This window comes from Methanooceanicella nereidis (assembly GCF_021023085.1).
GTDB classification, from domain to species: Archaea; Halobacteriota; Methanocellia; order Methanocellales; family Methanocellaceae; genus Methanooceanicella; species Methanooceanicella nereidis.
Map to the genome: position 1 here is coordinate 88,678 of NZ_PGCK01000003.1, position 13,619 is coordinate 102,296.

General features: G+C 47.6%; 17 protein-coding genes. 7 read left to right on the top strand and 10 right to left on the bottom strand.

Translation table 11 applies throughout. The features are described 5' to 3' along the window. Nucleotides 1-73: 73 nt before the first annotated feature. Together CUJ83_RS04595 and CUJ83_RS04600 are read right to left on the bottom strand one after the other, a co-directional pair. The gene (locus CUJ83_RS04595; RefSeq protein WP_230741099.1) at nucleotides 74-532 is read right to left on the bottom strand and encodes a molybdopterin dinucleotide binding domain-containing protein; all 459 of its coding nucleotides are present in this window, start codon (nucleotides 530-532) and stop codon (nucleotides 74-76) included. Then, on the bottom strand, nucleotides 510-1,829 hold the full coding sequence (locus tag CUJ83_RS04600) for a formylmethanofuran dehydrogenase subunit B (RefSeq protein WP_439651956.1): 1,320 nt from the start codon (nucleotides 1,827-1,829) through the stop codon (nucleotides 510-512). The genes CUJ83_RS04595 and CUJ83_RS04600 overlap by 23 nt, the downstream gene beginning before the upstream one ends. A gap of 461 nt (nucleotides 1,830-2,290) precedes the next feature. Here CUJ83_RS04600 and CUJ83_RS04605 point away from each other — a divergent pair, with 461 nt between their 5' ends. Beyond that, nucleotides 2,291-2,719: a Tfx family DNA-binding protein gene (locus tag CUJ83_RS04605; RefSeq protein ID WP_230741103.1), complete on the top strand. Its 429-nt coding sequence runs from the start codon at nucleotides 2,291-2,293 to the stop codon at nucleotides 2,717-2,719. A 49-nt stretch (nucleotides 2,720-2,768) separates the two neighbouring features. On the opposite strand, the gene CUJ83_RS04610 is transcribed toward CUJ83_RS04605, so the two are convergent. The 3 genes from CUJ83_RS04610 to CUJ83_RS04620 form a co-directional block, all read right to left on the bottom strand. Beyond that, nucleotides 2,769-3,401, bottom strand: coding sequence for an FmdE family protein (locus tag CUJ83_RS04610; protein WP_230741105.1), 633 nt, complete (start codon nucleotides 3,399-3,401; stop codon nucleotides 2,769-2,771). Nucleotides 3,402-3,503: 102 nt separating this feature from the next. Next, nucleotides 3,504-4,628 carry a putative sulfate/molybdate transporter gene (locus CUJ83_RS04615; RefSeq protein ID WP_230741107.1) on the bottom strand — a complete coding sequence of 375 codons (1,125 nt, stop codon included), beginning with the start codon at nucleotides 4,626-4,628 and terminating at the stop codon, nucleotides 3,504-3,506. 54 nt (nucleotides 4,629-4,682) lie between these two features. Continuing rightward, nucleotides 4,683-4,886: a TOBE domain-containing protein gene (locus tag CUJ83_RS04620; RefSeq protein WP_230741109.1), complete on the bottom strand. Its 204-nt coding sequence runs from the start codon at nucleotides 4,884-4,886 to the stop codon at nucleotides 4,683-4,685. Between the two features lie 370 nt (nucleotides 4,887-5,256). On the opposite strand from CUJ83_RS04620, the gene CUJ83_RS04625 reads away from it, so the two are divergent. The 6 genes from CUJ83_RS04625 (at nucleotide 5,257) to CUJ83_RS04650 (ending at nucleotide 9,864) form a co-directional block, all read left to right on the top strand. Further along, entirely contained in the window at nucleotides 5,257-5,886 is a 630-nt protein-coding gene (locus tag CUJ83_RS04625; RefSeq protein ID WP_230741110.1) for a class I SAM-dependent methyltransferase, read from the top strand. Nucleotides 5,887-5,901: 15 nt separating this feature from the next. Further along, entirely contained in the window at nucleotides 5,902-6,393 is a 492-nt protein-coding gene (gene tsaA, locus CUJ83_RS04630) for a tRNA (N6-threonylcarbamoyladenosine(37)-N6)-methyltransferase TrmO (protein ID WP_230741112.1), read from the top strand. A gap of 310 nt (nucleotides 6,394-6,703) precedes the next feature. After that, on the top strand, nucleotides 6,704-7,501 hold the full coding sequence (gene modA, locus CUJ83_RS04635; RefSeq protein ID WP_230741113.1) for a molybdate ABC transporter substrate-binding protein: 798 nt from the start codon (nucleotides 6,704-6,706) through the stop codon (nucleotides 7,499-7,501). A gap of 15 nt (nucleotides 7,502-7,516) precedes the next feature. Continuing rightward, the gene (gene tsaA / locus CUJ83_RS04640) at nucleotides 7,517-7,993 is read left to right on the top strand and encodes a tRNA (N6-threonylcarbamoyladenosine(37)-N6)-methyltransferase TrmO (RefSeq protein WP_230741114.1); all 477 of its coding nucleotides are present in this window, start codon (nucleotides 7,517-7,519) and stop codon (nucleotides 7,991-7,993) included. 15 nt (nucleotides 7,994-8,008) lie between these two features. Continuing rightward, complete coding sequence (locus CUJ83_RS04645) at nucleotides 8,009-8,809, top strand: ABC transporter permease (RefSeq protein ID WP_230741115.1); 801 nt, start codon at nucleotides 8,009-8,011, stop codon at nucleotides 8,807-8,809. A 23-nt stretch (nucleotides 8,810-8,832) separates the two neighbouring features. Then, nucleotides 8,833-9,864: an ABC transporter ATP-binding protein gene (locus tag CUJ83_RS04650; RefSeq protein WP_230741116.1), complete on the top strand. Its 1,032-nt coding sequence runs from the start codon at nucleotides 8,833-8,835 to the stop codon at nucleotides 9,862-9,864. A 56-nt stretch (nucleotides 9,865-9,920) separates the two neighbouring features. Here CUJ83_RS04650 and CUJ83_RS04655 read toward each other — a convergent pair whose 3' ends face one another. The 5 genes from CUJ83_RS04655 to CUJ83_RS04675 all read right to left on the bottom strand — a co-directional run bounded on the left by CUJ83_RS04655 (nucleotide 9,921) and on the right by CUJ83_RS04675 (nucleotide 13,618). Next, nucleotides 9,921-10,631, bottom strand: coding sequence for an ABC transporter ATP-binding protein (locus CUJ83_RS04655; RefSeq protein ID WP_230741117.1), 711 nt, complete (start codon nucleotides 10,629-10,631; stop codon nucleotides 9,921-9,923). Further along, the gene (locus CUJ83_RS04660) at nucleotides 10,618-11,475 is read right to left on the bottom strand and encodes an ABC transporter permease (protein WP_230741118.1); all 858 of its coding nucleotides are present in this window, start codon (nucleotides 11,473-11,475) and stop codon (nucleotides 10,618-10,620) included. The genes CUJ83_RS04655 and CUJ83_RS04660 overlap by 14 nt, the downstream gene beginning before the upstream one ends. After that, a complete protein-coding gene (gene modA / locus CUJ83_RS04665; RefSeq protein ID WP_230741119.1) occupies nucleotides 11,456-12,298 on the bottom strand; it encodes a molybdate ABC transporter substrate-binding protein in 843 nt (280 codons plus the stop codon). Before modA (CUJ83_RS04665) ends, CUJ83_RS04660 begins: the two co-directional genes overlap by 20 nt. A 359-nt stretch (nucleotides 12,299-12,657) precedes the next feature. Continuing rightward, on the bottom strand, nucleotides 12,658-13,284 hold the full coding sequence (locus tag CUJ83_RS04670) for a Fe-only nitrogenase accessory AnfO family protein (protein WP_230741120.1): 627 nt from the start codon (nucleotides 13,282-13,284) through the stop codon (nucleotides 12,658-12,660). A 25-nt stretch (nucleotides 13,285-13,309) separates the two neighbouring features. Continuing rightward, nucleotides 13,310-13,618: a 2Fe-2S ferredoxin gene (locus CUJ83_RS04675; protein ID WP_230741121.1), complete on the bottom strand. Its 309-nt coding sequence runs from the start codon at nucleotides 13,616-13,618 to the stop codon at nucleotides 13,310-13,312. Between the last annotated feature and the right edge of the window lies 1 nt (nucleotide 13,619).

Sequence of the window (13,619 nt, forward strand, 5' to 3'; positions counted from 1 at the left end):
ATTTCGAGGTTGTCTTACTTCCATATGGGTATGAGACTTCGGGATACATGTGGGCTGCCTGCGTGGTACCAGTTTAGTCCTCAGCCTTTTCCTTCCAGATCTTGTGCATATTGCCGCCGAAGTACTCCTGTCTCATCAGGGTGACAGGATCAAGGACGGGGCCGTTGCACTTTTCGATGTCGACCTTCAGGTTCTTGTAGGTCGGGCTTCCCGTACTTTCGGTGTATACCGTAACGACGATGTTGGCCCATACTCCTCGCGGGACGAAGACCTCTCCTCTCTGCTGCGTGTTGGTCTTTTTCGCCCTGAGGACGACGCTGTCTCCATACTCGTTGGTGATGCGTACGAACCATGGCCTTCCGAGGGCGTCAAAGTCCTCCGGGTTGATGTTGCAGTACGCGGCCTCGCGCATGTATCCTTCGGCATCTGCGAACGTCTTGCCGCCCTTGATTATGGCGCCCTGGTAGACTGTTGAACCGGTGTTAAGAGTTATCTCCATGTCATCCACCTCACTGCTTTGCCTCTCTGGCATCCTTCTCTGCTTTCTTCTTCTTTACGATCTCGAACAGCTGCTTCAGAGTGTGCTCGTTCGATTCGGTGAAGTCAAATGGCGGCTTTGTGAAGCTTCTCGCGTAGATGGGCACGTTGTCCATCCTGTAGAAAGTGCCTTCACATTCCATTCCGTCGAATACGCCCGGCAGAATGATGTCGCTCATGAAAGCGTTAGTTCCGGGGGAGGTCTCTATTGCTATCATCGGGATCTTGGCGAGCCTTTCGACAGCCTTCTTAGGAAGGTGCCCTCCAAGGTTTGCGCACATGACGATCATCGCGTCAACTTCTCCACGGGACAGGGCATCCACACAGGAGTATTCTCCCGGCTGATACCTGGGGATACCTCTTGAGAAGTCCACTGCGAACGGGAAGCCGTGCGTCCAGGCTAACACCTGGTTGAAGCCTGCCACATTGCAGTGCCCTCTGTTAGCGTTGATCACGAACTTTGTGAACTTGTTGCATTCATGGGTGAATCTCATCGCTATCGCTGCGTTGTAGTGGTGGCCCCTGCTGCTCGCTATGCCCAGTCCGACCCATATTACTCCGAACTTGCATTCCTTTACCATCTCAGCCATCTTGTTGAGGGTCTCTCTTGACACTCCTGTGACCTCTTCCACGGTCGGGTGCGGCTCCTCGCCTCTCAGCATGGTCATAAGTGCATCGATGAGCTCATGATCCTTTCCGGGCTTTAGCTGGACGTGAAGGTCAGCGGCCTCGCAGGTCGGGCTCCTTCTCGGGTCTACGACGATGACTTTCCTGCCTTTGAAGCCCTGCTCTGTCCAGAAGCCTCTGGCGAACTGGGAGTGGCGGCTCATGTGCCTCGGGTGCGAGTCTGCCGGGTTGCATCCCCAGTATATGTTCAGGTCTGCCCTGTTCTTGCATTCTCCGAGGGTGGAACCTACCTGCCCCGAAAGCTGCAATCCCATGATTGTGGGACCGTGGCAAATGGTAGCGTTACCATCTACTAAACCGCCGAGGTATTCAGCGATCTCGATACCTACTGCCATCGCCTCGTTAGACGTTTCGCTTCCCATGAAGAAGAAAGGCCTCTTTGCGTTGACCAGTATATCGGCGGTCTTTTCAAGCGCCTCGTCCCACGAAGCCTCTTCTCCGTGGACAAGCGGCTTTGTAAGCCTGTGGTGGCTGCGGAGCTCCTGGAACTTCGCATCTCCCATAAGGCAAGCGTTCTTGGTCAGTACCGCATCGTCCGTAAGCTCGATATAAATATCATCGCAGGACATTCCGCACACCGGGCAGGTCACATCTGTACACGTGATCTTCTTCCCGTCTTTCTTTACAACATTTTCTTCGACTACCTCTGAGATCAAGAGTTACACCTCTAACCTTTGTGAACGTGATCATCCCGATCAGGGATGAAAGCGCGAAGGGAAGGAAAGTCGTCTGACGATACATTCGCTGCGCGTTGCGGACGCAGACAGTGACGATCGCCACAAAAACTTCCCTTTTGCCTTCAAGTTAAATGTTTTATCTTAAGTGTCATTTATATAGTTATCCATATCGATTGACAATTTTTTGAAAATTAACTATAAGTGATATACTTTAAATTATTAAATATATATAAAAAAAGAAATAACATTACATAGAAGCCATTATTGAAATTATTATTTATATAATATTACAAATATATCAAATATTTCCTTGATATTCTGCAGAGACCGGATTAAACTGCTCTAGTCAAAAACTATATATCGAACGTTTTTACAAAACTATTAAACACTTGAGGAAGGCTATGAGGGAACACGAAAAAGATATGCTTCTTACAGAAAAGCAGGTAGAGGTATTAAAATTAAAGAAAAAAGGACTATCCCAGGCGGACATCGCAAGGAAACTGAAGACGACCAGGGGTAATATCTGTATCATTGAGAATACTGCTTTAAAGAACATTGAAAAGGCTAAAAACACCTTAAAGTTCTACAGGGCACTTGAAGCGCCGATATGGATCACTGTTCCGGCAGGCACGGACCTTTATAAGATACCTGAGATCATATTTACGGAAGCGGATAAAAAAAGGATAAAGATAGCCATAGATTCAGCCATGGTCATCGTGAAGCTCAAGACAGAGGTCCAGGATAAGATCCACGGAAGGCTGACTGTGGACGAGATAGAAATATCCGTGGACGAACACGGAAATATGTCTATATCCTGAGCGAGAGTCCTTATTGATCTTAAAAACCGGAGCTAGAAAGCCCGGTCTCTTACGCGGTCTCTTTATCGTAGTAGGACAATGCTCCGCATCCGCGGCAAACTCCGTTCTCGATAGTGTTCTCCGGCACCATCTCTCCGCACCGGGGACAGGTTGTAGAGCTCCATTTCTGCTTGGGGGTGAACCGTACGTTAACGGGGTACCATGAAAGAATATCTTTTCCTGCCGTCAATATCTCGTCAAGAAGATCCGAGCCTGCTACGCCGCCCTTGAAAGCGGGATCGTTCCTGTACCACAGGTTCAGTGTCGGATATTTCTTTACTTTTTCAGCATCAATGTATACCCTGATTCCGGGTGCTGTCTTATCTTCGCTAAACCTGTTCACCGTGATGGCAAACCTTCCTGTATCAATGACCCTCAGCCTGTGGTTGCCATATGTGCAGTGAATGATCACCTGTAACGCGTCAGGGGCGCATTTAGCCGTCTCTGATACGGCATATAGCCTTTCTCCAGGCACTGCGCCAAGTTTCTCAAGGGCAAGGTCGACCATGAATGTGCTGATGAGCAGGCCTGCCGCAGGGAATGTATGAAACTTTACGCATTCGCTGATGTATTCCTTGATCTTTTCGTCTACCTCTAGATTATCCATCTTAATCTTTAGATCTTTCAGGTCGTATTCTTCCATGACTAATACCTGAACAGGGTGATTATTGTAACTTATATAAACATTTTTGTTAAAAAATCAAATTTGTTTAATGTATGTGTTAAGCAATAATATTATATTCTATTATATCTTTTCTTCTTCATCAGTCTTACCGGCTTTTTTTGGTTTGAAGAATAAATAGTACAGGACGTAAGCCACTATTCCTGCCGCCAGGCCGGCCGTCGCGTCCACTATCATGACTATCACGCCCATCATGACAGTGATTATCAATATATCGGTCTTCAATGCGTTCTTTAATAGCTCCGCGCCCGCAAAGAACAGCAGCGTGCCAAGTATTCCTATCGGTATGACCGCAAGCATTTCCGACGTCGATATGAATGACAGTAAAATAAATACTGTCCCTATCATTATATTGGCTCCTCCGGTCCTCGCTCCAAACTTATAATGGGCGGCCATGCCCCCTGCGCCGTGGCACATAGGGAAACCGCCCATGAATGGCAAGGTGACGTTCACGACCCCTATGGACAAGGATAGTTTCTTATTAGATATCTTTTCTTTGAAAAGGTCTGATGCCAGCAGGCTTGTCGCCAGTACGGCATTGGTAAGGGTAAGCGGTATCTGGGGGATGCCCGCCTTATATGCCCCGCTGACGACCTCTCCGATCGTCGGGACATAGAGGTCCAGCGGTATGTTCAGGTTGACAGGCGGCTGGCCGTGGGCATATATCCCGTAAAGGATCCCTAATATGAATATAATGAGCGCACCCGGGAAATTCAGGTCTTCTGTCCTGTCGTTAAAGTATTTCGAAGCCACGAATATCAGCACTGCAAGTATGCCTATCAGCATATCCTGGTAAATGTACTGGCCGCCTTTGAAAATGAGCACGAACGCAAGGCCAAGCTGCACGCCTCTGATAAGGCTCAGGGGGAATATCTTCTCAATATAGTTTATGATCCCTGTTATGGCGATCAGGATAAAGAACAGCCCTACAAAAAGTCCTGCTCCGATTATCTCTCCCTGGGTGAGGCCCACTGAGATGATGATCGCTCCTACTACCTTAAGAGGCTCTACGGCTACGGGCAGCTTGAAGATCACTCCGGTGAATATATAGAAAAGCCCGAACATCAATAGTATCGGCCCCAGCTTCATATCCGCGATGCTGACCGCTACAAGGACGAATGGTATAATTGTGCCAAGGTCTGCAAGAGACCCCGTGAACTCGGGCAGCGTGAACTTATGTTCCGGCATATGTGTAATAATGCGCTTATTGATTATAAGCTATTATGATTTTGCGGGATGGTTTTACTTTTGTATCATGACGGATGTCGATTTGATCAGCGCCGTCACTTTGTCCCCGACTTTTAATCCAAGCTCTTCTGCAGCATCCTTAGTTATCACGGAAATTACCTCGATATCGCCAGACTTGACGATTATCTCCGCCACGACTTCACCTTTTTTAATCTCTTTAATAGTACCCGGGATCTTATTGCGTACACTGACTTTCATGAATTATCTCCTCATATTCAGTTGTTCAGTCGTCATTATTAATTTTATCCAGAATATCTTTATAATATTTTATATAAAAATATGAATTGTTTATCATTTTTAATATACATTTATATACTGGTTAACAAAATACTTAAATAAATGTAAATACATTTAGATATCAGACAAAAGAGAAAAATAAAAACGCACCAGTACAATTATGGGGGCAGCTTCTCCGCCCCCATTAATGGTACAATTATTTTAAGTTAAAACAATTATGGCAGCATCTCATAATCAAAATCAATAAACTTTTACTTACTGTTAAAAAACTTTTTAAAACATATGCGCATATCGTAAAGTAATAGACCGGTCACAGGGCGGAGAAAAGATCATGAATAGATACGATAAGAAAAAGTCCAAAGAATTTGACATGATCGCTAAGACTGCGTTTGCCCCTATATATCCGGTGATAGCGCAGCAGATCGTGGATAGGTGCGGCGTGCGTACCGGCATTTGCATAGATGCAGGCAGCGGACCTGCTCTGCTGGCTATCGCACTGACAAAAATGACCGCCCTGAAAACCTATTCCATGGACTCCTCCGAAGATATGCGCGAGATAGCAGCGGAAAACATAGGCGCCGAAGGGCTATCTGACAGGATCGTCACCATTAGGGGTGACGTACAGGATATGCCCTTTGAGGATGGCTTCGCGAACCTTGTTGTAAGCAGGGGCTCATTTTTCTTCTGGGATGACCTTGTAGCTGCCTTTAAAGAGATATATCGCGTCCTGAGTCTCGGCGGCAGGGCATATATCGGCGGAGGCTTCGGTAACGCAGAACTGAGGGCAAGGGCAGCTGAAGAAATGAGAAAAGTGGATGAGAAATGGGAAGACGGCGTGAAGAAACGATTTGAAATGTGCAACGCCGGGCGCTTCCATGGCATCATGAGAGACGCATATATACCCGATTACGAGATCATCGACGACGAAACAGGATTCTGGATATTGTTCAAAAAAGCATAAAAAGAGGAAATGACCATGGAAATCAAGTATAAGGTAATAGGCATAGTACACTCGGAGTTCAAGGATAAAAAAAGTACACCTATACAGAGCATATTTAGCGAATCAAAGGGCACTGTTGAGGTATTCCCTGAATATGCGGAAGGTCTGAAGGACATTGATGGTTTTTCGCATCTCTATCTTATCTATCATTTTAATCAGGCTGAGGGCTGTATGCTGGTGCAAAAGCCTTTTGTGGACGGCTCTAAGGAGAGGGGTATATTCTCGATAAGGCATTTTAACAGGCCGAACCCGATAGGCATATCTCTCGTAGAATTAAAGGGGGTAAAGGGCAACATACTCGAGATAGACGGTGTGGATATACTGGATGGCACACCTCTTCTCGATATCAAGCCATATGTCAGGCAGTTCGACCACAGGGACGATGTCCGTTGCGGATGGGTGGATCAGAAGAACATGGAAGATCATAAAGGAAAGAAATTCACCCCTGAAGGGCTGGAAGAAAAATAGGTTCAGTTATCCTTAAAATGGTGATGGCAGGGATCATCAGGAAAAATAGCTCCTCCCTGACATATTTTATTATTCTTTAATTCTTTTTCCTTTTATGTCCATGATAAATGGTCACGCTGTCGGATCACTGTTTTCCGATAGCGATATCCGAATGCTTTTCTCAATGTTATTTATCTATTCCTTCTATGATCAAAAATGAAATACCTTGACCTGGATTCCTTTTTATTGTGTTAATCTATTTTATTAAACAAAATATCAATGTTTAACATAATAGTAAAATATATGTATGGTCATTGAGTATTTTATGACCATGAATTATCGTGGTCAGAATATAACCAAAATCTCGATCCTTGTTATAGTAGTGATTCTGGTATCCATATGCGGATGCACGACCGTAAACAGCGGCGATGGACCTTCACTCCTTGTATATTGCGGGGCGGGGCTGAACGAGCCGATGGATGAGATCGCTACAGCTTTCGAACAGGAGCACGGCGTGAAAATAGAGTTCAACTATGGCGGTTCAGGGGCGCTGTTAAGCCAGATGGAACTAACAAAAAAAGGCGATGTGTACATGCCAGGCTCGACCGATGATTTCAACATGGCGAAAAACAAAAGCTTCATAGATGGCGACGGGAAGCTCGTGTTCTATCATACGCCAATAATAGCCGTACGAAAGGGCAACCCCGAAAACATCGCCTGCCTGAATGACCTCACCAGGCCCGGATTAAAGATAGCGCTGGGCGATAACCAGTCCAATGCCATAGGAAAGCTTTGCGATAAGATGCTGGCAAAGAACGGGATAAAGGCAGGTGTGGAGAGTAATTTGGTGACGCGTGCTGCCACAGTGAACGAGCTCGTCACATATGTGACCACTGGCCAGGTAGACGCCGTAATAATCTGGGAAGACCTTTACGACCCTGAAAATATGGAGAAGGTAACTATTCCTAAGCAGCAAAACATCATTAAGGTCATTCCGATCGGCGTGCTATCTTTCTCCGAAAATAAGGTCACCGCCGGTGATTTCATAGATTTTGTAGCGTCAGATGAAGGAAAGGCCATATTTAAAAAATACGGGTTCGTAGCATACCCTGATCCTGAATATAGTTAAACGGAGGAATATTTCATGTCCCATATGTATGATGAGATAGGCGTCATCCACTCTGAATTCAAAGAAAAGGAAAAGACCCCTGTACAGAGCGCTTTCAGTAAAGCGTGGGGAACTGTCGAAGTATTCCCCGGGTATGCGGACGGGCTTAAGGATATTGAGGGTTTCTCTCATATCTTTTTATTATATCATTTTGACAGGGCTGACGGGAGCGCGATCTCTGAAAAGCCTATAGTCGACGCAAAAGGGGAACATGGTGTTTTTGCCATGAGGCATTTTAACCGCCCCAATCCCATAGGGCTCTCGATAGTCGAACTAAAAGGTGTCAGGGGAAATATCCTCGATGTATGCGGGCTGGACATACTGGACGGCACGCCGCTTCTCGACATTAAGCCATATATCAGGCATTTTGATGTCATGGAAGGCATCAGGAACGGATGGGTTGACGAACAGCACATGGGCGCCATCAGGGACAAAAGCGTAAAGCCCGCTTAGATCAGTGGTAAAAAAATGGTATCATCACGTGGAAGCCTGGCGCTGAAAGTACTGACAACTTCCTCGGGATTCGCACTGACACTGTTCATATTTTTGGTAATATCGAGCATACTGGCGTTCCCGTCGACGGATGAACATGTCTCGGCCATATTATCCGATGAGATCTCTTTTGCTGTCCGGCTTAGTATCGAGACGTCGGTCATATCCACGCTGCTGTGCATCATAATGGCCATACCTGCCGCATACGCTCTTGCCAGGTACGACTTCCATGGCAAGGCTGCCGTGAACGCTGTCATGAACGTCCCGCTGGCGCTGCCTCCTCTTGTGGCGGGCGTAGGGCTTCTGATATTCTTTGGCATGACGCCTTTCGGAAAACTACTTTCCGGCGCCGGTATGGAGTTCGTTTTCACTCCCGCAGGCATCATAGTGGCACAGTTCTTTATGAATGCCCCTTTCATGGTCAGGATAATGAGGTCGACCATAGAAAGCATAAACCCCCGATATGAGCACGTGGCAAAGACGCTTGGATGTGATGATCTTCAGGCGTTCTGGCGGGTCACGATGCCGATGTCGAGGAACGGGCTGCTCGCGGGCGCTGTCATAACCTGGTCAAAAGGGATAGGCGAGTTCGGAGCTGCGCTGATACTGGCCGGTGCCACCCGCATGAAGACCGAAATACTGCCTGTATCCGTATTCCTTAACATGTCATGCGGGAACCTTGACCTGGCAATATCCGCCGCTTCCATCATGATAGTGATATCACTTATCTCGCTTCTCATATTCGAAAAGTACGGCAGGGCCGGCAGCGTATACTGACAGGAGGGTCCGTCATCTTAAGATTGATAGGCGTCTCAAAGAAACTTGGCGAGTTCTCATTGAAGGACATCCGGCTTGAAATAGGCGAGAACGAGTACTTTATGATACTTGGCCCGTCAGGGACCGGCAAGACCATCCTCCTGGAGACCATTGCCGGCATATACCAGCCGGACAGCGGGAATATTATGATGAATGGCATCGACATCACCCGATCGCCCCCCAGGGACCGGAGGATTGGCATGGTCTATCAGGACTTCATGCTGTTCCCACATCTTTCGGTTCTTGATAACATCGCATTCGGGCTCAGGTCATACAGGGCATCGCCGGATGAGACGAGGAAAAGGGTCGAAGAGTGCGCTGAACTGCTGAACATTTCCGGTCTCCTTCACAGGTATCCTGCAACTCTTAGCGGGGGAGAACGCCAGAGGACCGCTATCGCGCGTGCACTGGTCATCAGGCCCGGCGTACTTCTGCTGGACGAGCCGCTAAGCGCGCTTGACGTTAAGACTCGATACATGCTTCAAGAAGAGCTAAAAAAGATACATAAGGTGACAGGGACCACGATCGTCCATATTACTCATAATTTCGAGGAAGTGTTCTCTCTTGCGGACCGTATTGCAGTCATGGACAACGGGGCCATAGTGCAGGTCGGAAAGCCCGACGAGATCTTCAGGAGGCCGGGATGCGCATTTACTGCAGGTTTCGTTGGCATGGATAACGTCGTCCCGGGCGAAAGCCGTATAGAGAACGATATGTCTATTATTAGATCGAACGGGATGACGATAGTATCAACGGTACAAATGAACGGTACTGTGAACGCTTGTATTCGCCCTGAGGACATCTTAATATCAAAGACTTTGTCTTACGGCCACGAGAACGTTTTGGCCGGTAAAGTGGAACGGGTCATTAATAACGGCCCGTATTACCGTGTCATTGTGCACGCCGGCGTACAGTTGACCGCGATATTGACCAGGCGGGAAGTAGTGATGTCGGAGATCAAAGAAGGCGCGACAGTATACCTATCATTCAGTGCATCCGACGTACATGTTTTTTAAGCATACTGTACTCTGCCTCACCACTTCATTAGATATTTTAAGGGTTTGAAGAGCGATCAGCTGTAAAAATTATCGATAAAATCGTTATGGCCTTTTCGCAAGACTTCGGACGGCTCGCCTGAAGCGGCCACTCTGCCCTGGTCCATGATATATACCATCTCCCCAAGCTCTACCGCGTCCTTAATATTGTGGGTGACGATGATACATGGCAGCCCTGTCTCTTTTAAAGACGACCTTAGCTCCGCCCTCATCGATACCTGCGTCTTTACGTCAAGCGCGCTTAGCGGCTCATCGAGAAGCAGTATGTCAGGCTTGATGACCAGGGCCCTTGCCAGAGCCACTCTCTGTTTTTGCCCTCCGGAGAGCTTTATCGCTTTTTCATTCCTTAACTCCCACAGTCCCACAGAATCCAGCTGGGCTTTTACCCTGTTCTTTATGTCATCTGCTGTCATCTTTTTCATCCTGAGCCCAAAAGCCACGTTATCCATGACAGTCATATGCGGGAACAGCGCGTAGTTCTGGAAGACATATCCGATGTTCCTCTTATTGAGGGGCACGTCTATGTTAGAACCCGAGTCGAAGAATTTCCTGCCGGACACCTCTATGGTGCCCGAGTCCGGCGACAGTATGCCCGAGACCATGTTTAGCACAGTGGTCTTTCCGGATCCGTTATTGCCCATGAGCACGAGCGTCCTGTGGCCATTAAGGCCGATGTCCACGTTGAGCTCGTAATCCCTGAGCATCTTTACTGTCTTAATCTTTAGCAACTATCATTCGCCTCCTTGTAAGGATCTTTACAATGGCAATGACTGTAAACGACGTGATGACAAGTACTATGGATAAAAATAATGAAGCGTCTATATCACCCTGCATGGCCGTGTATATGGCGAGAGGCATCGTCTGTGTCCTTCCCTGAAAGTTGCCGGCGAACATTATCGTCGCTCCGAACTCCCCGAGAGCGCGGGCCCATGTCATTATCGCGCCGGATATCAGCCCGTTCATGGCTATAGGCACGGTGATATAGAAGAACGTATACACTCTCGATGCTCCCAGGCTCCTTGCAGCGTTCTCGAAGGACCTGTCGACGTCCTCAAAACTGGTCCTCGCCTGCCTGATAAAGAATGGCGAGGCTACGAACACCTGTGCCATGACCACGGCTATTGTGGTGAAAGCCAGCGTGACACCAAATAAGTTCAGGTATTCTCCAAGGACACCTTTTCTGCCGAACGCCATCAGAAGCGCTATGCCGGCCACTGCCGGCGGCATCACGACGGGCAGGTCCAGCAAAGTATCCACAAGTTCTTTCCCCGGGTATCTATAGCGTGCATTGATGAACGCGACCGGCGTCCCGATTATTATCACAATAATAGTGGTCGCTATGGTGGTCAAGAAGCTAAGTTTTAAGGCTTCAATGACAACGGGCTCGTTCAAGGAACTAATGAACGACTCCGGCGACGTTTTGATAAATAGCGATACCACCGGCAGGGATATGTAAATAATGATGATGGCGAATATCAAAGATACGATGAGAGAGGCCGGAGTTATCCGGATCCTCCTCATCAGGCCGGCCGCCATGTTTTTACGGTCCCCTTTATACTCCTGTGAAGCCATATTTTTCCAGTATAGCCTTACCTTCAGACGATTTCACAAAGTCCACAAACTTCTTCGCCGAGTCCTGGCGGCCGGATTCATCGAGCACACCTATGGGATATACGGCTATGACGTTAAGGTTGTCCGGTATGGATATGATGTTCACTTTTTCCTTGTATTCCTGCGGTACGTCAGACACGTACACGAAACCTGCGTCCGCCTCTCCGAGCGCTACCTTGGATACTACCATCGTAACGGTCGTCTCTTTGGATACAACGTTGTCAAGCACTTTTTGCTTATACTCCGGTCCATATGCCGAGTCGTTGCCCATCTTGTCGATGATCTGCACCGCATATGCGCCTACGGGGCATTCCGGTGTACCTATGACTATCTTCACTCCCGGGTTAGCCAGATCAGAAAGCGTGTTGACATTGGCCGGGTTGTCTTTCGGGGTTATGACGCAGAGCTTGTTGTTCGCGAAGTTGACAACGGTATCATTTACCATGTATCCCGCGTCCTTGACCGCGTTCATGTGCTTCGTGGACGCTGATGCAAATACGTCGGCGTATGCGCCCTGTTCTATCTGGGTCCTTAATGCCTGGCTCCCGTCAAAATTGGTCACGACATCAATGTTCTCGTTGCTTGCCATGAAAGCGTTCTTCATTTCAGTAAAGCAGTCGGTCAATGATGCTGCCGCGAACACTGTCAGTTCTATCTTTTCAGTCGGCGTCTCTGTTGCCCCCGGTGTGGCCGTAGGGCCTGTACCGGTCGTGCATCCAGACACGATAATGGTGATGGCCAGCGCGATGATCGCAAGACCTATCATTGATCTCTTTTTGTTCATTGTTATCCTCCCAATGTATTGTCATTCTTTATGAACGAACTTTATTTATATTTTACTAAACATTGAGGTAAAAATTAATTATTTAATTAATTTTTATAATACATTAACACATATAGTAAAAGGTGATAAAAAAATAAACTTATTAAATATTTCCTTTTACCAATTTTTTCATTTTTATCATCGGCTCTCATATAATATTTCTATACGGGCATGACATACACATGCCACACATATTATTATTCCAGGTGCGCTATTGACATTTCCTTTGCACCGCACATGTCGTTGGTATCCTGATGGTCGACAGGCTCGAATACACTCTCCCGCATATTTTAAGCACATTGAGCAGTGAAGATAATGTGTCATCCATTGGCAGCCATTTTCACTATCCTTACCCTGAACTCGTTCTTACCTGACTGGCCGGTCTCGAAGACGAGTCCACTGCTTACCGCTTCCACTTCTATCCATGGAGGGACGTGGCTGCAGATGATCACAAGGGAGCGGAAACCGCCTTTTCGGATAAACTTCTGGAGAACCTGCTTGCTGGTGACATCCGCGTTCCCCTGTATCCCCTTGATAGAAATATAGAAGTTGCCGGGGGTTATTTCCTCGGGAGCAGGTAAGCATGGCGCAGCCTGGTCTTTTTCCATGGCCCGTTCCTTTTCTTCCTGCTGCCATACATGTTCCAGAAACTCCGAAGGCTTCCCGTCAAATTCCCACACGCTGCACCCCGCCTTTTCCAGTTCAAAGAACGGGACGCCTGCGGCTGACTTTGCGACGAATATCCTGCACCCGTCAAGGAATTGCAGCATTTCACCCATATTCAGGCGAAGTTCTCGTATCCCCTTTACCCGGCCCATAGAAAATCCCTTTTCCCGGTCAATTTCCCATGAACCCTGTGCACGGCGAAAAACGACTATGTTCCCCGGCTCGTCCAGCAAAGTGCTCGAGCCGTCGTCTCCCAGAAATACAGCTATCTCCTTTGCCATCTTACACTCCCGATCGCAACGATCCTCATAATACCAGGCGTTCTACGACTTTACCGCCTTCGATGTGTTCGTCCATGATCTCGGTAACATCGTCTGCCGTTACAGACTTATACCAGATATTGTCGGGATATATCACGACTATCGGCCCCTTTTCACATATCCCGAAGCAGCCGGTGTTAGTAAGGAAAACTTCGCCTCCGAGCTCGCGCTCTTCTATCTCTTCCGTGAACCTCATCATGACGTCGACGCCTTCCTTAGTATGGCAAAAGCCTTTTTGCTGGCCGGTGGGGCGGGAGCTTGTACAAATAAATATATGTTTTGAGGGTTTCTGCATA